This is a genomic window from Rhizobacter terrae, from assembly GCF_003852895.1.
Classification (GTDB): domain Bacteria; phylum Pseudomonadota; class Gammaproteobacteria; order Burkholderiales; family Burkholderiaceae_C; genus Albitalea; species Albitalea terrae.
Window position 1 is genome coordinate 153,442 of sequence record NZ_QUSW01000002.1, and the last position, 16,845, is coordinate 170,286.

Here is a 16,845-nt window from a genome sequence, read left to right on the forward strand (position 1 = left end):
GGGCTCGCTCCGTTTGTGGGGCTGTGTCTGACAAGGATTGACGGTGCTGGCTGACTGCGCCGGCTGTGCCCCTGCGAGATAGTGGATGGATGCCACCATGAGCAAGGAGTATCGCCATGGCTCGACGTCCTTCCGCACGCACCACTGCGCTGGCCTGCGCCGCGCTTGCTGCCCTGACCGCCTGCGCGGGTGCCGCCACCACGGCCCAGCCCTCGCCTGAATCCACCATCGGCCCGAACCCGACGCTGCCGGCGCCTGAGAAGCATCTCATTCCCACGGTGCAGGTCGCTGCGGTCAAGGGGTGGCCGCAGGGCGCGGGACCCTCTACCGCCAGCGGCGTGGCGGTGAATGCCTTTGCCAGCGGCCTGGCGCATCCGCGCTGGGTCTACGTGCTGCCCAATGGCGACGTGCTGGTGGCCGAGACGAATGCGCCACCCAAGCCGGATGACGGCAAGGGCATCAAGGGCGCGGTGATGAAGCAGCTCATGAAGAAGGCCGGCGCGGGTGTCACGAGTGCCGACCGCATCACCCTGCTGCGCGATGCCGATGGCGACGGCGTGGCCGAGGTGAAGACGCCGTTCCTGGAGCACCTGCATTCGCCTTTGGGCATGGCGCTGGTGGGCGGTGACCTGTACGTCGCCAACACCGACTCGGTGATGCGCTTCCCCTACAGCGAGGGCCAGACGCACATCACCGCCGCCGGCACCAAGGTCACTGACCTGCCCGGCGGAACGCTGAACCATCACTGGACCAAGAACATCATCGCCAGCCGCGACGGTAGCAAGCTCTACGCCACGGTGGGCTCCAACAGCAACGTGGGCGAGAACGGCATCGACAAGGAAGACGGCCGCGCGGCGATCTGGGAGATCGACCTCAAGACCGGCGCCAAGCGCGTGTTCGCCACCGGCATCCGCAACCCCAACGGCATGGCCTGGGAGCCCGGCAGCGGCGCGCTGTGGACCGTGGCCAACGAGCGCGACGAACTGGGCAACGACCTCGTGCCCGACTACCTGACATCGGTGAAGGACGGCGCCTTCTACGGCTGGCCCTACAGCTACTACGGCGGCCACGTGGACGACCGCGTGAAGCCGCAACGGCCCGACCTGGTGTCCAAGGCCATCCCGCCCGACTACGCGCTGGGCGCGCACGTGGCGGCGCTCGGGCTGGCCGCAGCCGACAAGACCGCCCTGCCCGCGCCCTTCTCCAACGGCATGTTCATCGGCGAGCACGGCTCCTGGAACCGCAAGCCGCCGTCGGGCTACAAGGTGGTGTTCGTGCCGTTCAGCAACGGCAAGCCATCGGGCATGCCCATCGATGTGCTGACGGGCTTCCTGAGTTCGGAAGGTGATGCATATGGCCGGCCGGTGGGCGTGGCGCTGGACAAGCGCGGTGCGCTGCTGGTGGCCGATGACGTGGGCAATGTGATCTGGCGGGCGACGGCGAAGCGGTAGCGCCAACGCAAATGCGGCGCGGGCCTCTCGCGAGGCCCGCGCCGCAGGATCAAGCGTCGATCAGGGTTTCAGATACGGCCCATCCGTGCCGATCTTCCCCGGCGCCGGATTGCCCGGCAGGTCCAGCACGTAGATGCGTGCATTGCCTTTGCCCGACAGCGTGGCCGTGAGCGTGCCGCCGCTGACCACCTTCACGTCGCCGCTCACCGCATCACGGTAGGTGCCGTTCGGAATGTCGGAGAAGGTCGCCGAGCCCGACACGGTCACCAGCACGAAGCTGTCCACGCCCGTGGCCGAGTCGGTGTATCGCCGCTTGTACGCGATGCCGCCCGACACGCCCTGCGTCGAATACTGTCCCTTCTGCAGCGCAGGAATCGCACGGCGGATCTGGTTGAGCCGCTGCACGTGCTTGACCAGCGGGTAGCTCAGCGTCGTCGCCACCGCGCCGCTCGCGGACGACACCGTGCCGAAGCCCGAGGCCGTCACGCTGCCTTCGATCTTGTCGCCGAAGTAGGCGCGCCGCGTCGTCGCCAGCGGGCAGGTCGGACCGCAGTCGATCTGCTTGCCGGCCTGGAACTCGATCTCCGAACCCATGTACAGCGTGGGAATGCCGCGGAAGGTCCACATCAGGCTCATGTTCTCGGCCCAGGCATCGGTGCCGCCGGCGTAGGCGGTCGACGACTTGTTCGGGCCGAAGTCATGGCTGTCCACGTACACGACGTTCCAGGTGGCGTCGTTGGTCGAGTCGTCCGAGTCCTTGCCGTTCCAGAACGCGTTGTTCGCATCCCCGAAGTTCATGTGCATGCGCATGTCGATGATGTTCATGCCCGAGAACTGGCTGCGGTCCGGTGCGTGGTAGCTGTTGCCGCTCAGGAACGCATTGGTGGACGTGGGCTGGCTGCCCGTGCCCAATTGCTCCTCGTAGTTGTACTGGTCGAGCGAGGCCTGCACGTCATCGCTGGTGTAGTCCTTGCGCTCCTTCCAGGTGAAGAACTGCGCCGAGTGGTTCACCGAGCCGCGGTTCCACTTGTCGTTCACGAAGGCGCCCACCTCGCCCACCATGTAGAAGTTGCGGCCCTTGTCGCCGAACTTCTCCACCGAGTGGTTCAGCGCGGCCGGCAGGAAGCGGCGGTTCCAGGTCACGCGCGGCACGTGCACCGCGGTGTCGATGCGAAAGCCGTCCACGCCCATGTCGATGAACTTGTTGTAGGCCGCGGTGAGGTAGTCCTGCACCGGCTTGGACTCGGTGTTGAAGTCGGCCAGGTCTTCATGCAGCCAGCAGCTGCGAGAGTCCTCGCCTTCCCAATTGCCGATCCAGCACTGGTGGTAGTAGAGCGCCGGGAACATGCCGGAGGTCGGGCTCGGCCACTGGCAGTTGTAGATGCGGTAGCCCTCGGCACTGGTGAAGGACGTGGGCACGCCCCAGCTGCGGCAGGTGTTGCCCGCGGGCTCGGTGGTGGACCAGATGTCGCCGTTGTAGGCCTTGGCACCCACGTCGGTGGGGTAGAGCCCGTCGTAGACATAGCCGTCGGTGCGCGGAACGTCGTAGTACCAGCTCCACTGTGCATCGCGCACACCGTACACCTTGGGCGTGAACAGGCCCTTCGCGCCCCAGCGGCTCGAATGGTTGTAGACCACGTCCTGGATGATCTTGATGCCCTTGGCATGCGCGGCGTTGATCAGGTCCTGGTAGCTCGCGCCCGGCGATTCGAGGCGTGGGTCCACGCGGTAGAAGTCGTAGCCGTGGTAGCCGTGGAAGTCGTAGTCCGAGCGGTTGAGCACCACCGGCGTGATCCAGATCGCGGAGAAGCCCAGGCCCTTGATGTAGTCCAGCTTCTGCATGAGCCCCTTGAAGTCGCCGCGGAACATCGGGTCGTTGTTGGCCGCGTTGAACTTGTTGTGGAACTGGCCGCCGCGGTTGTTGCTCGCATCGCCGTCATAGAAGCGCGCGGTCATCACGAAGTAGATGGCGTCTTCGCGCATGTCGGTGCCGATGGGCGTACCGGATGGCTGGCCACCATTGTCTGCGGAGGTACTGCCTTGTACCGGCACGCTCTGGGCCGACTTGTTGCCCACGGCATCCTTGGCGAGCACGGTGAAGCTGTAGGTGGTGGCCGGCGTGAGGCCGGTCATCGTGAGCAGCGTGCCCGTGGGACTGGAGACGTAGAAACCACCGAGGTAGACCTCGTAGGCCGCGACGCCCACGTTGTCGGTGGAGGCGTCCCACGCCAGGGTGATGGACGTCGGCGTGGCCGCCGTCTGGCGCACGTTGGTCGGCACGCTCGGCGCGACGAGATCGCCGCACGGATCACCCGCACTCACCGCGCCGTTCTCGACCTTGATGTTGCCCGTGCCCAGCGCGTAGTTCTTGCCGCCGTTGTTGTCCCACGAGCCCGACCCGTTGTTGAAGGTCACGGCCGCGCCCGTCGCCGAACCCAGCGCGACCACCTTCTTTCGCCAGCCGTTGCAGGCCGCGTCCATGGCCACGCCGGGCAGCGTCGTCCACTGACCGCCATTGGGGGCGTAGTGGATGTAGACCGTGGTCCAGCTCGTGTTGGTGGGCTTGTAGAACACGGTGGCCGACTGGTTGCCGCTGGTGTCGCACGGATTACCGGCGTTGGCGCTGATGGACCCGCCACGCACCTGGTGCGTGCCTGCCGGCACGACGTAGTTACCGCCGCCGCTGGGGTTGTCCCAGGCGCCCGAGCCGTTGGCGAACACCGCCTGGAAGCTGGTGCCGGTGCTGAAGTCCAGCGTCTTGCGGCGCCAGGTGCCGCAGGCGGCTTCGTCCATCACCACGCCCGGCACGGCTGTCCAGCTGCCGCTGGCATTGTGGTGAACGTTCGCGGTGCTCCAGCCCTTGGTGGAGGTGTCGTAGTAGATCGTGGCCGTGGCAGCGCGGGCAGCGATCGGCATGCTCAATGCGATCGCGAGCCCGAGCAGCGCCGGCTTGCGCCAACTGCTCATGTCGTTTGTCTCCAGTCTTGTGTCGTGACGCCGCGCGGTCTGTGCCGGGGCGGGGTCGGATGCTAGGGACGCCCGACGGGCATGGCGAGTGCCAACAGCGTGTAGCAGGAGTACAAACGAAGACTACGGCGATGTAGGCCGTGTATGCACCGCAACTACCGTGGCATCGCGCGGCGACAAATCCTGCGCATCCTCGGGCCTGCCGCACAGGTCGGCTGTGGGCAGTCCAATGAGCGCTGTTTGTTCGAGGCTACGCCGCGCTACATGCGCAGATGTTGGTATTTTTCCGGACCTCAGGAAGTCACAGCTTCATCTCCAGCCTCACCTGCCAGTTCACGTACGACTTCGCGATCGTCGTCGCCGTTTCCGGCGCGATGGTCGAACCCGTCACGTAGTCGAGCGCGGTGAGGTTGCTGCCCGAGACGCGCAGCTGCAGCGCCGGGTTGAACACCCACAGCGCATACGCATCGAGCACACGCTTGGCGCCCTGGTAGGCGTACTGGTCTTCGCTCAGCCGCGTGTTGTAGGCCGGGTTCCAGTTGTAGTTGCCGCCCACCGTCAGCGGCATGCCGCGAAAGCGGTAGTCGAAGCCGAGGTTGGCGGTGGCGCTCGGCTGCTGGTCCAGCCGGTTGTCGGGGCCCGGCACGCTCTTCACGCGGGATTGGAAGAAGCTGGCATTGGTGCGCACGTCCAGCGGAATCGCGCCTTCCCACACATCGGAAGCACGGAACTTGGCTTCGAGTTCAATGCCCTGCGTGACCGCATCGCCGATGTTCTGCGGCCGGGCCACGTAGCGCGGCTTGCCGCCGGACCACCACGGCGTCTCCACCGCCGTCAGCGTGCGGATGAGGTTGGTGATGTCTCGGTGGAACACGTTGGCGCTGAGCAGCCCGCCGCCCTTGATGTAGTGCTCGAAGGCGAGGTCGATGCCGCGCGCGAGTTCGGGCTTGAGGTCGGGGTTGCCCACGCGGTCGGGCGAGGTCGCATCGTTGATCGGCCCGTCCACCGGGAAGCGGCTGGACACTGAGGGCCGCCCGATGAGGTTGTTCAGTGTGGGCGACTTGTAGCTGCGCGTGAGGCTCAGGCGCACCTGGTCGCGGCTGTTGGGTTCGGGCTTCCACACCGCATGCGCGATCGGCGTGACCACGCTGCTGCGGTTGTGCACCGGCCCGCCGTCGGCACCGGCGCCGCCCGCGTCGGACCGGGTGTCGATGCCCTCCCAGCGGATGCCCGCGTGTGCCGCCACGGTCGGGCTGATGTTCCACTCGTCCTGCCCGTACAGCGCCACGCGCGAAGTGCTGGCGCGGAAATTGTCGCCCAGGTCGTCGTACAGCGGCACGGTGCCGCCGGCCGGCGTCGTCTGGAAGGTGGTGCGCAGTTCGTTGCGGCGCGTGGCCTCGGTCTCGGCGCCGAAGACCAGGCTGTGTTCGCTGTCGAGCTGCGTGAGCCACTTCAGCGAGAGGTTGCCGGAGTCGTCGTGCACGTCGGCATCGTCATCGAGGCGGCGGGTGAAGGCATCCGAGGCATCGAACTCATTGCGCGAGCTGCGGTTGCGGCTGTGGGCGCGGCCCAGGCCGGCCCGCCATTCGAGACGCGTCGACGGGGTCAGGGCATGGTTGTATTGCGCGTTCAGCCGCGTCAGCAGGAACTCGTTGTCGCTGGTGCTGGCCGAATGGTCGTAGCCGGCGGGCCGCGCCGGGTCGTCCACGATCTGCGTGATCTGCGACTGCCGCGCGCCCGACCCGCTGTTGGCGATGATGATGGGCATCAGCGTGAGCGACTCGCCCTTCTCTCCCCGCCATTGCAGCCGCGAGGTGAGGTGCAGGCCGTGCCGCGTGTCCTCGCTGAGGCTGTGCTCGCTGCGCGCCATGGTGGGCGCAGGGTCGGTCGGCCCCTGGCGCGCGGTCTCGGTGGTGCTCTCGCTCTCGCGCTTGCCGCTGAAGGCCGTGAGCGAGACGTTCACGGTCCACGGGCCGAGGGCCTCGTTGCGCGTCCAGGACAGCCCCGGGTTCACGTGGCCGTTCTCGAACTGCGCGCCGATGCGCAAGTCGTTGAGCCGCTTGCGGAAGCCTTCACGGGTGATGATGTTGATGGTGCCGGCAATCGCCCGCGCGCCGGTCTCGGCCGTCGGTGCGCGCAGCACCTCGATGCGCTCGATCTGCTCGGGCGTGAGCGAGTCCAGCGAGAAGCCCGGCGGCACACGCTCGCCGTCCAGCAGGATCTGCGTGTAGCCGCCACCCAGCCCGCGCATGCGGATGTTGCCGCCGCGTCCCGGCGCGCCTTGCATGGTGACGCCCGGCAGCCGCTTGAGCACCTCGCCCACCGTGCTGTCGCCGTAGCGCTCGATCTCGTCGCGGCCGATGATGATCTTGGCCGCGGTCGATTGCCGGCGCTGCTCGGTCTCGTTGGCCCGGCCGCCGGTCACCTCCACGCGGTCGAGCTTGGTGGCGCCCGGCGCCGATGCCGGCCTTGCGGGAGGACGGGCGGCGGAAGCAGCCTGTGCCGGCGGATTGGCCTGTTCTTGTGCCTGGGCCGCGAAGGTCGCTGCCGTGGCGGCGCATGCGAGTGCGGCGTGCGAGAGCAATCGTTGAGTCATGGGCAGGGATTCTCTGTGACCCATGTTAAGAATCATGTCCGTCACGAGGGAAAACATGCTGAGTTTTGAACACTTCGTCCGCGCTCAGGCCGATGCACTCGCCGATTGCGCCTTGCACGCCGTGCGCCGCGAGTTTCCGCACAAGCTGGACCACCTCATCCTGCATGCGCAGGACCAGCCACTGCCGCGCGACATCCACCCGGTGTTCTGGGGCAGCTACGACTGGCATTCCAGCGTGCACATGCATTGGTCGCTGCTGAGGCTGCGCGCGATGGTGCCGGCGCTGGCCTTGCGCAGCGAGATCGAGCAGCACCTGGATGAGCACTTCACCCCGGACAAAGTGGCGATCGAACGCGCCTACGCGGCCACACCAGGACGCGCCGCCTTCGAGCGCCCCTATGGCTGGGCCTGGCTGCTCAAGCTGCAGTACGAACTGGAAGCCTCCGGTGCCGATTCACGCGTGCAGGCCTGGGCCCAGGCGCTGGCGCCTCTGGCCGATGACATCGCCCTGAGGCTCACCCGCTTCCTCGGCCTCAGCCACTACCCGGTGCGGGCGGGAACGCATGCGAACTACGCCTTCGCCATGGTGCTGGCGCGGGACTTCGCCTTGCGCAGGAACGATGCAGCGCTGCGCTCGGCGATCGACGCCGCTGCCGAGCGCTGGTTCGGGCAGGACCACGCCTACCCCTCGCACTACGAGCCAGGCGGTTCGGATTTCCTCTCGGCCGGCTTGTGCGAAGCATTGCTGATGAGCCGCGTGCTGGGCGAACGCTTCCCCGCATGGTGGCAGTCCTTCGATGCTGCAGGCCAAGCCCTGCGCCACTGGCTTCAGCCGGCCATCGTCAGCGACCGCGTGGACGCCCAGCTCGTCCACCTGGACGGCCTGAACCTCTCACGCGCCTGGTGCCTGTCTTCATTGGCGGACCAGGTCGGACGCGACCAGCACCAGCCCATGCTGGACGCCGCGCAAGCCCACTGGCATGCCGCATGGCCTCACATCATCACCGGCGACTTCGCGGCCACGCACTGGCTGGTGAGCTTCGCGCTGCTGTCGGTGTGAGTCCTCAGCGCTGCGCGAACAGCACGTAGTCGGCCGAATAGACCACGCGCGCCGTCTTGCCCAGCGAGGTGCCGGAGCAGCCCTCTGCCGGCGCAGCGCCGCCCATGGTGCTCACCCGCTGGATGCTGGTGACCTTCGCGAACACACCCGACGGGCCGTCCGACTTGGTCGACAGCAGCAGCCACGGGATGGCGCCGGCCTGCGGCGCATTGGCGCGCGCCGTCACGCTGCCGACGATCTTGCTGCCGTCCGTGCTTTCCCAGTGCGGGCCGGCGTAGTGCTTGCCCACGAGCTTGCCGTTCGCGTCATACAGCTGCGCTTCCGGCGCCACGAACGCCCATTCCGCGGCGCCCGGGTTGTCCTTCTTCGTCCGGCATTCGTAGATCTGCACGCCGCGCGCTGCCAGCGTGGTGAAGGCCGACTGGGTGGCATCGGGCCTGAGCTGGTCGGGCACGGCCACCTCGGGCGAGGCAGGCGGCTGGCTGGCGCAACCGCACAGGAAGATGTGCAGGCAGGCGATGGCGATCGGGCGCTTCATTCGGGGCTCCTCAGGGAAAGGGTTCGTGACAACCCCACCTACGAGACGACCCCGTCGACGGACGCAGATCCCCTGGAAAGAGTTACTTCCCGCCCGGCCTCAGCCCGGCGGCCAGCGCATTCAGCAGCGCATCGCGGTGGTCGCCGGTGATCTGCCAGAACATCGCACCGGCCAGCCCCTTGGCCTTCAGGAAGCGCAGCTTTTCCCGCAGGGACCGCGGATCGTCGTAGGTGACGAACTCGCCAGTCCCGGCCTTGTAGAGGTACGGCACCTTGGCCGCTTCGTTCCAGTGCACCTCGTAGCCATTGCGGCCGACGTAGTTCTTCACGAGGTCGGCATAGTCCAGCGCACCTTCTTCCCAGGTGCCCGGGCCCTTGCCGCCGCAGGACTGGTACTGCCCATCCAGGGCGGCCGCGCAGCCCCTCCACGAATAGGCGTAGAAGGGCACGCCCATCACGATCTTGCCCGCCGGCACCCCGGCCGCCAGGTATTGCCCGATCACCTCCGACACGTTGTTGCGCGGGTCCAGGCCCGGCCCGCTGATGGCGGGGTCGGGGTACAGCGGCGCGACGTGGCCCGAGCGCGCGCTCCAGGGGCCGTTCATGTCGTAGGTCATCACGTTCAGCCAGTCCAGCGCGCGGCCGATCGCCTCGGGCTCGGTGTTGCGCAGGTAGCTGTCGTTGTTGCCCACGGCTGCGGTGAGCAGGTAGTGGCGCTTGTCTTCGCGGCCGGCCTGGTCGAGCGCCTCGCGCAGGGCCTGCATCAGCAAGGTGAAGTTCTGCTTGTCCTCGGGCCGGTGCACGTTGCTTTCCATGCCGCCCGCCACGGGGAACTCCCAATCGACGTCGACACCATCAAATCCGTGCTTGCGGATGAAAGCCACGCCACTGGCCGCGAACTTCGCGCGGGACTCGGCCGTGAGCGCCACGTCGGAGAACTGGCCCGACCATTCCCAGCCGCCCACCGAGATGAGCGTCTTCAGACCCGGCGACTTCTTCTTCAGCGTGCGCAGCCTGGCGAAGTTGTCGGTGTCCACCGACGGATTGCCGATCGCGATCTCGCCGCCGGCGATGTTCGCAAAGGCGTAGTTCAAGTGCGTGAGCTTGCGGCCCGGCAGTGAGTCGGGCGACACGTAGCGCTCGGCCGGCTTCGTGGTGGCCAGGTAGTAGGCGATGAGCAGCTTGCCCTTGGGTGCGGGCGCTGCCTGGCCCGAGGCACAGCCCAAGGTGAGCGCGGCCAGGGCCAGCGCCTTCCACGACGTCATCATCGGAATCTTCCTGCGTTGTTATGCTCGCTGGTGTACCCGATTTTGGGCGGCAGGACGCGGTTTCTTCGAGGTACGAAATCGCAAGCCGCGCTGTCGCCTACCGGACAGGAACGATGCGGTACCCTGCGCCAGTCCCCCTTGGAGTTCCCATGCAGCAGCAATCGTTCGAAGGAAAAGTCGCACTCGTCACCGGTGGTGCCGGCGGCATCGGCCGGGTCACGGCCCTGGCATTCGCGCAGGCCGGCGCAGCCGTGGTGGTGGCCGACCGCGATGGCAGTGCAGCGCAGCTCGTGGCCAAGGAAATCACCGTGGCCGGTGGCCGCGCCGCGGCCGTGCAGGTCGACGTGACGCGCAGCGACGACGTGAAGCACATGGTGGCCTTCACCGTCGAACGCTTCGGCCGGCTGGACGCGGCATTCAACAATGCGGGCATCGAGGTCGAGGCCCAGCCCACCCACGAATGCGAGGAGGACACCTTCGACCGCGTGATCGGCGTGAACCTCAAGGGCGTGTGGCTGAGCATGAAGCACGAGCTCACGCAGATGCTCGCGCAAGGCAGCGGTGGCGCCATCGTGAACACCGCCTCGGTGGCCGGCCTGGTCGGCGCGCCGATGATGCCCGCCTACTGCGGCAGCAAGCACGGCGTCATCGGCCTCACCAAGGCCGCGGCGGCTGAATACGGGCGGCACAAGATCCGCGTCAACGCGGTGTGCCCCGGCGTCATCAACACGCCCATGATGGAGCGCGCCTTCGCCGCCGACCCGCGCCGGCAGCCGCGGATGGAACGGCTGCACCTGCTCAAGCGAGTCGGCGAGCCGCAAGAGATTGCCAACGCAGTGCTGTTCCTGTGCTCGGACGCAGCAAGCTTCGTGACCGGGCACCCGATGGCCGTGGATGGAGGCATGGTGGCGGTCTGAGCCATCGGCCAGGGAGCCCCATGTTCGAACCCTCACTGCACTGGGTGGACGGCATCGCGCCGCACCGCCTGGCCCTGTCGCCGAGACCTCGCGGCGGGGAGTGGCTGGTCGATGAAGTGGCCCGGTGGCACGCGGCCGGCGTCCGCTGCATCGTGTCGCTGCTGGAGCCGCACGAGGTGCGCGAGCTGGACCTGGCGTCGGAAAAGGCGCTGTGCGTCGAGCGCGGCATCGCCTTCCGGTCCTTTCCGATCCCGGATCGGGGCACACCGTCGTCAAGGCGTGAACTGTCGGCGTTCGTCGACGAGTTGCACGCCGACATGCTTCAGGGCACGGCCCTGGCCATCCATTGCCGCGCCGGCATCGGGCGAACCGGGCTGGTGGCCGGCTGCCTGCTGCACCGCCTGGGTGTGCCCTTCGACGACATCTTCCACCGGCTCAGCCGCGCCCGTGGCATTGCCATGCCCGACACCGCCGAGCAGGCCGATTGGGTCGAACGCTTTGCCGGCCGCAGGCCGGGCGATCAGATGCCGGCGTAGAGGGCGCCGACTGCGAGCACCGCCGGCACGGCCTGCACGACCAGGATCTTTCGGCTCACCGTGATGGCACCGTAGACGCCCGCCACGATCACGCAGACGAGGAAGAACAGCTTCACCGAGAAGCCTGCCGCGCCCAGGCAGATGCCCCAGGCCAAGCCCGCAGCCAGGAAGCCGTTGTAGAGCCCCTGGTTGGCCGCCAGCGTCTTGGACGCCTCGGCGAATTCGGGCGTCAGGTTGAAGGCCTTTTGGCCGAAGGGTTTGCTCCAGAGGAACATTTCCAGGATGAGGAAATAGACGTGAAGCAAGGCCACCAGGCCGATCAGGATGTTGGCGAGCATGGCTCCTCCAGGTGTGGTGTGTTGTGGCTCGGACCGGCGCGAGTCTACGACGCGCCCCACCCTGCCCGTGTCACCTAAGAGCCACCACCGGCTGGCGCCTGCTTCTGCACGATGACCTCGCGCAGCTTCTCCAGGTGGGTCTGCGAGTTGGCCTTGCGGAAATCGGTCATCAGCAATTCGTCCACGCCCGCCCCGCGCTCGCGCATGCGTTCGTTGAGCTTGAGGCCGACGGCCGGGTCGCCGCCCAGGGCGAGCACCACCTCGTTGGCGAACAGGTCGGCACTGCTGGACAAGCCATCCACCGAGATGACCCGCTCGGTCTGCTGCTCCATCAGGGTCAGCAGCACGCCCGAGCCGGGCAAGGCCATGGTCAGCACCTTGCCCACGGTGAAGACCGGCGACACGCTCTCGGCCACCTCTGCCCGGCCGATGGCCCGTTCGGTCGCCTGGAAGTAGGTGCCGAAAGCCGCGAGCCAGCGGAATTCGTCCGGGGTGGACGCCACCATGAGCGCGTTGCCGGGAATCTTGGCGCGCTTGTTGCCCTGCCGCCAGAAGCGGTCGGGCTCGTTGTCGAAGGCACTGGCAATGACGCTGCCGGCGCAACCGGCCTGGGTTTCCACCGTGACCTTGCGGCCGCCTTCCAGCGTCAGCACCATGGGCTTGTTCTCCAGCGCCTCGGCGCGGGCCTGCAGCAGCACGCCCCAGAAGCCGCCGTCGTCGGCCGACAGGGGCGAGTTGCCGCGAAACACCGCGGTCATGTCCAGGCGGGTGGATTGCTGCGGCAGCGGACGGTCGTTGATGTGCGTCACGACCATGCCGATGCGCAGGTCGTCGGGCGCGCCTTCGTCCAGCCAGGCCAGGCGCCACTGGTCGTCCATGCCGGTGGCTTCCTTGAGCAGCGCACGCTCATCGGCCGACAGCCGCTTGGGCACGGCGTTGGCCGACCACAGCACGAAGGGCTCGATCTCGGTGGTGTCGTCGCACAGCGCCTCCGCCCCCCAGGCGACGTGGATGGCCGCGGCCCGGAAGGCGATCTCGTGGTCGAAGCGGGTCTTCATCCAGTACAGGTCGAAGTCCTTGGCCGCATGTGCCGCGCCCGACACGGCGAGCCAGGCCACGATGAACAGGCGAGCGAAAAGATGGCAGGCGGCGCGCATGCCAGCATTGTCGGCAGCGCCGGCCCAGCGATTGACACCCGGCATGTCCGCATTGCGTGTATGACGGCACACAAGCCGCCTGCGCGATGGCAACATCGCCCCACCATGACCCTTCGCGCGCTGCCCGTTTCCGACCTTGCCCCCGGCTCCCTGTGGTTGGGCTCCATGCCCGGCCGCTTCGAGCGCTGGGCTGATTTCCTCACCGAGGCGCGCCAGCGCGAGCTCGCCCTGGTGGTGAGCCTCACGCCGGCCGAGGAAATCGCCTCGCTGTCGCCCGCGTACTGGCGCGCCATCGCCGAGGGCTCGCTGGACTTCCGCTACCTCAACCTGCCGGTGCAGAACTACGGTGTGCCGCGCGACATGGCGGACTTCCGCGATGGCATCGGGCAGATCGCCCAGGCATTGAAGGCCGGCGATGCGGTGATGCTGCACTGCGCTGCCGGCATCGGCCGCACCGGCACCACCGCGGCCTGCGTGCTCAAGCAGCTGGGCCTGGGCCGCGAGGAAGCCCTGCAGCGGGTGCGCGATGCCGGATCGAACCCCGAGAACGCGGCGCAGTCGGGCCTGGTGGATCGGTTTTGAGCCCGTCGCTCGTCTACGCCGACGACGCCATGGTCGCGGTGGACAAGCCCGCGGGCATGCTCTCGGTGCCCGGGCGTGGCGAGCACAAGCGCGACTGTGCGGCACTGCGGGTGGCGCAGCGTTGGCCGAACGCGCTCATCGTGCACCGGCTGGACATGGGCACCTCCGGCCTGCTGGTGTTCGCGCGCGGCGCGCAGGCGCAGCGAACGATGAGCATGTCCTTCGCCGGGCGGTCGGTGCACAAGCGCTACGAGGCGGTGGTGCAAGGCCTCGTGGCGCAGGACGAGGGCGAGATCGACCTCCCGCTCATCGCCGACTGGCCGAACCGGCCGCTGCAGAAGGTCGACCATGACATCGGCAAGCCATCGCTCACGAGATGGCAGGTGATGTCACGCGATGAAGCCAGCGGCCGCACGCGCCTGTCGCTGGAGCCGGTGACGGGCCGCTCGCATCAGCTGCGCGTGCACCTGATGTCCATCGGGCACCCCATCGTCGGCGATGAGCTGTACGACCCGGTTCGCGCCGCCGAGTCGACGCGCATGCTGCTGCATGCGTGCGAACTGCGCCTGCCGCATCCGGTGAGCGGGCAGGACCTGATGCTGCAAAGCACGGTGCCTTTCTAGACTGCTGCCATTCCGACACGACACCAACAGGAGAGCCCCCGATGCGCATCGCCCTCACTGGTTTGCTTCTCGCCGCCACGCTCGCCGGTTGCGCCAACCTGTGCAGCCCGCCTGCGCTGGCACCCAAGCCGGATCGCGCCGTGCTGGAAAAGCAGGTCGCCGACACTGAACGCGCCTTCGCCAAGACCATGGCCGACCGCGACCATGCGGCCTTCACGAGCTTCCTGTCCGAGGAGGCCGTTTTCTTCTCCGGCCCGCAGCCGCTGCGCGGCAAGCAGGCCGTGGCTGATGGTTGGAAGCGCTTGTATGAGAAGCCCGCAGCGCCCTTCTCGTGGAAGCCCGACCGCGTCGAGGCGCTGGACTCGGGCACGCTCGCGCTGAGCACCGGCCCCGTCTTCGACCCGACAGGCAAATGCGTGGGCCGATTCACCTCCATCTGGCGCCAGGAGGCGCCGGGCACCTGGCGCATCGTCTTCGACAAGGGCGGCCCTTGCGACGAGCAGTGACAAGCCCGCCTCACTCGTCACCCCGCTTCATCTTCATCCACGCCCGCGTGGCCTTGCCGCGCACCTTCCAGGCCGCCGCCTGCTGCTGGCGCTCCAGCACGCTCATGGTGTCGCGACGCGCCTCGCGCAGCAGCTTGTGGTAGTTGCGCAGGCGGTCGTGGCCGATGCCTTCGCGCACCGCGCAGCCAGGCTCGTCCTGGTGGCGGCAGTCGCGGAAGCGGCAATGCAGCGCGAGGCGGCCGATGTCGTCGAACAGCCAGGCCAGCGTGGCCTCGTCCACGTCGGGCCGCAGCGCGCGCAGCCCCGGCGTGTCGATGACGCAGGCTCCACCGGGCAGGCAGTGCAGCGAACGCGAGGTGGTGGTGTGCTTGCCGCGGCTGTCGTGCTCGCGCACGGCACCGGTGTCCTGCACGAAGGCGCCTGCCAGCGTGTTGGTGAGCGTGCTCTTGCCTGCGCCTGAAGAGCCCATCAGCACCACGGTCTGCCCGTCATTGAGCCAGGGCGCCAGGGCCTGCGCGGCCGACGGGTGCGTGCCGTTGACGGCGATCACATCCAGCGCATCGGACATGCGGTCGCGGATCTCCTGCAGTCGCGGGGCCAGCAGTTGCGCCGTGGGCGCGGCCACGTCGGCCTTGGTGAGCACGACCACCGGCTGCACGCCGCTGCCTTGCACCAGGGCCAGGTAGCGCTCCAGCCGCCGCAGGTTGAAGTCGTCATCCAGGCCCATGACGATGAGCGCGGTGTCCACGTTGCTCACCACCGGGTGGCGGCTGCCGTCGGCATCGCGCCGGGCGATGTGCGAGAGCGGCGGCAGCCGCGCATGCACCCAGCAGTCGCCGTGCGCATCGGGCTGCAGGAGCACCCAGTCGCCGACGGCGGGCGCCGTGTCGTCGTCGTCCAGCTCGCGGCTCACGCGCGGCAGCACGCGTGCGGATCGTTCGTGGCGGCCGTCGTGCACGCGAACGCTGTCGCGGTGCACTTCGGTCAGCCGCGCCAGGGTGAAAGGCCCGCCTTCGGGCTCGGGTTGAAGCACCAGGTGCTGCGCCATGGCGGGGGTGAGTCCCATGAGGTGCAGCGTGTTGAAGTCGACATCGATCATGATGGTCTTGAACAGGATGTGGCCATGCGCCGGCGCGGCGCGGAACGCACAGGCAGGCGCGACACCGCATGCCGGGCATGCGGACAAATCGGAATGCGGAAAGGGGATGGGCCGGACCGCCTGGTTCAGGCGAGGTCGAAGACGACAGCGGCGGGGATCAATGCATGAATGACGATGCCGTCATTCGCTGAGCGTGCAAACGAGAAACCGTGGATGCAGCTCGCAACCTCGCCCTCAGGCGGCCGACACCGGAGCAGTGGCTTGCTTGGACATGACACGTCTCCTTCGACAAGAGGTTGCGGTGGATGCGGCACGAACGCGCCGCGAGAGGAAGCGCAGTGTGCATCCATCGCCCCGCCGGCGTCAACGGCATGCCCCTTCGCGCCATACTCGCCTCCCACGTTCGAAGGAGGTCGCCATGCCCGAGTCGCTGTTCATCGTCACCGGTGCATCCAGGGGCATGGGTGCGGCCATCGCCGAACAGTTGCTGGTGCCTGGTCACGTGGTGCTGGGCATTTCACGTGGCACGAACGAGACGCTGCGCGCGAAGGCCGCGCAAGGCGGCGTGCACCTGGAGCAATGGGCCCGCGACCTGGCCGATGCGCCGCAGGTGGCCGACGAGGTGGAAGGCTGGCTCGCCAACTTCGACGCGAAGCGCTTCTCGCAGGCCGCGCTCATCAACAACGCCGGGGTCATCACCCGCATCGGGCCAATGGATGAATCCACGACGGCCGAGCTCTCGTCCGCGCTTCGCGTGGGGCTGGAGTCGGCCATGTTGCTCACCGCTTCGTTCCTGCGCGCCACGCGCCCGTGGGATGCGCTGCGCCATGGCGGCGTGAAGGTGCTGAACATTTCGTCGGGCCTGGGCCGCCGCGCCATGGCCGGCAGCGCGAGCTACTGCGCCTCCAAGGCCGGCATGGACCACTTCTCGCGTGCCGTGGCCCTGGACGAAGCGCACCGCGAGGCCACCCGGGGTGCGGGCGCGAAGATCGTGTCGCTGGCGCCCGGCGTGATCGACACCGACATGCAGACGCAGCTGCGAGGCGCCGATTCATCGGGCTTTCCGGACAAGGGCAATTTCATGGGGCTGCACGCTTCGGGCCAACTGGCGACGCCGCAAGACGCGGCGGCGAAGGTGCTGAGGTTTCTGGCGAGGAAGGACTTCGGGAGCAATCCGGTGGCGGACGTTCGCGATCCGGCGTGATGCG

Annotated in this window: 15 protein-coding genes; 8 read left to right on the forward strand and 7 right to left on the reverse strand. The window is 67.8% G+C overall.

The window, feature by feature from the left end; genetic code table 11:
- The first annotated feature begins 116 nt into the window (after positions 1 to 116).
- The gene (locus DZC73_RS07665) at positions 117 to 1,451 is read left to right on the forward strand and encodes a PQQ-dependent sugar dehydrogenase (RefSeq protein WP_124539653.1); all 1,335 of its coding nucleotides are present in this window, start codon (positions 117 to 119) and stop codon (positions 1,449 to 1,451) included.
- Positions 1,452 to 1,511: 60 nt separating this feature from the next.
- On the opposite strand, the gene DZC73_RS07670 is transcribed toward DZC73_RS07665, so the two are convergent.
- Together DZC73_RS07670 and DZC73_RS07675 are read right to left on the reverse strand one after the other, a co-directional pair.
- Complete coding sequence (locus tag DZC73_RS07670) at positions 1,512 to 4,418, reverse strand: carbohydrate binding domain-containing protein (RefSeq protein ID WP_124539654.1); 2,907 nt, start codon at positions 4,416 to 4,418, stop codon at positions 1,512 to 1,514.
- Between the two features lie 301 nt (positions 4,419 to 4,719).
- Entirely contained in the window at positions 4,720 to 7,014 is a 2,295-nt protein-coding gene (locus DZC73_RS07675; RefSeq protein WP_161974494.1) for a TonB-dependent receptor plug domain-containing protein, read from the reverse strand.
- 55 nt (positions 7,015 to 7,069) lie between these two features.
- Between DZC73_RS07675 and DZC73_RS07680 the strand changes: the two genes are divergently transcribed.
- A complete protein-coding gene (locus DZC73_RS07680; RefSeq protein ID WP_124539656.1) occupies positions 7,070 to 8,074 on the forward strand; it encodes a DUF2891 domain-containing protein in 1,005 nt (334 codons plus the stop codon).
- Between the two features lie 4 nt (positions 8,075 to 8,078).
- On the opposite strand, the gene DZC73_RS07685 is transcribed toward DZC73_RS07680, so the two are convergent.
- Both DZC73_RS07685 and DZC73_RS07690 read right to left on the reverse strand, forming a co-directional pair.
- Entirely contained in the window at positions 8,079 to 8,612 is a 534-nt protein-coding gene (locus tag DZC73_RS07685; protein WP_124539657.1) for a DUF3455 domain-containing protein, read from the reverse strand.
- Positions 8,613 to 8,694: 82 nt separating this feature from the next.
- Positions 8,695 to 9,879: a glycoside hydrolase family 18 protein gene (locus DZC73_RS07690; RefSeq protein ID WP_124539658.1), complete on the reverse strand. Its 1,185-nt coding sequence runs from the start codon at positions 9,877 to 9,879 to the stop codon at positions 8,695 to 8,697.
- Between the two features lie 149 nt (positions 9,880 to 10,028).
- Between DZC73_RS07690 and DZC73_RS07695 the strand changes: the two genes are divergently transcribed.
- The gene (locus tag DZC73_RS07695; protein WP_124539659.1) at positions 10,029 to 10,796 is read left to right on the forward strand and encodes an SDR family oxidoreductase; all 768 of its coding nucleotides are present in this window, start codon (positions 10,029 to 10,031) and stop codon (positions 10,794 to 10,796) included.
- A 20-nt stretch (positions 10,797 to 10,816) separates the two neighbouring features.
- A complete protein-coding gene (locus DZC73_RS07700) occupies positions 10,817 to 11,332 on the forward strand; it encodes a protein-tyrosine phosphatase family protein (RefSeq protein ID WP_124539660.1) in 516 nt (171 codons plus the stop codon).
- On the opposite strand, the gene DZC73_RS07705 is transcribed toward DZC73_RS07700, so the two are convergent.
- Together DZC73_RS07705 and DZC73_RS07710 are read right to left on the reverse strand one after the other, a co-directional pair.
- A complete protein-coding gene (locus tag DZC73_RS07705; protein WP_124539661.1) occupies positions 11,317 to 11,670 on the reverse strand; it encodes a DUF1304 domain-containing protein in 354 nt (117 codons plus the stop codon). The genes DZC73_RS07700 and DZC73_RS07705 overlap by 16 nt on opposite strands.
- A gap of 74 nt (positions 11,671 to 11,744) precedes the next feature.
- On the reverse strand, positions 11,745 to 12,827 hold the full coding sequence (locus tag DZC73_RS07710; protein ID WP_124539662.1) for a hypothetical protein: 1,083 nt from the start codon (positions 12,825 to 12,827) through the stop codon (positions 11,745 to 11,747).
- Positions 12,828 to 12,932: 105 nt separating this feature from the next.
- Here DZC73_RS07710 and DZC73_RS07715 point away from each other — a divergent pair, with 105 nt between their 5' ends.
- From DZC73_RS07715 to DZC73_RS07725, 3 genes are read left to right on the forward strand one after another with little or no spacing between them, the layout of a single operon-like run.
- Positions 12,933 to 13,409 (forward strand): protein-tyrosine phosphatase family protein, encoded by a 477-nt coding sequence (locus DZC73_RS07715; RefSeq protein WP_124539663.1) that lies wholly within the window; start codon positions 12,933 to 12,935, stop codon positions 13,407 to 13,409.
- A complete protein-coding gene (locus DZC73_RS07720) occupies positions 13,406 to 14,032 on the forward strand; it encodes an RluA family pseudouridine synthase (protein ID WP_235835035.1) in 627 nt (208 codons plus the stop codon). The genes DZC73_RS07715 and DZC73_RS07720 overlap by 4 nt, the downstream gene beginning before the upstream one ends.
- 41 nt (positions 14,033 to 14,073) lie before the next feature.
- Positions 14,074 to 14,538 carry a YybH family protein gene (locus DZC73_RS07725; protein WP_124539664.1) on the forward strand — a complete coding sequence of 155 codons (465 nt, stop codon included), beginning with the start codon at positions 14,074 to 14,076 and terminating at the stop codon, positions 14,536 to 14,538.
- 10 nt (positions 14,539 to 14,548) lie between these two features.
- Here the strand turns inward: DZC73_RS07725 and rsgA are convergent, their stop codons facing one another.
- Positions 14,549 to 15,637: a ribosome small subunit-dependent GTPase A gene (gene rsgA, locus DZC73_RS07730; protein ID WP_124539665.1), complete on the reverse strand. Its 1,089-nt coding sequence runs from the start codon at positions 15,635 to 15,637 to the stop codon at positions 14,549 to 14,551.
- Positions 15,638 to 16,055: 418 nt separating this feature from the next.
- Between rsgA and DZC73_RS07735 the strand changes: the two genes are divergently transcribed.
- Positions 16,056 to 16,841 carry an SDR family NAD(P)-dependent oxidoreductase gene (locus DZC73_RS07735; protein WP_124539666.1) on the forward strand — a complete coding sequence of 262 codons (786 nt, stop codon included), beginning with the start codon at positions 16,056 to 16,058 and terminating at the stop codon, positions 16,839 to 16,841.
- The last annotated feature ends 4 nt before the right edge of the window (positions 16,842 to 16,845 follow it).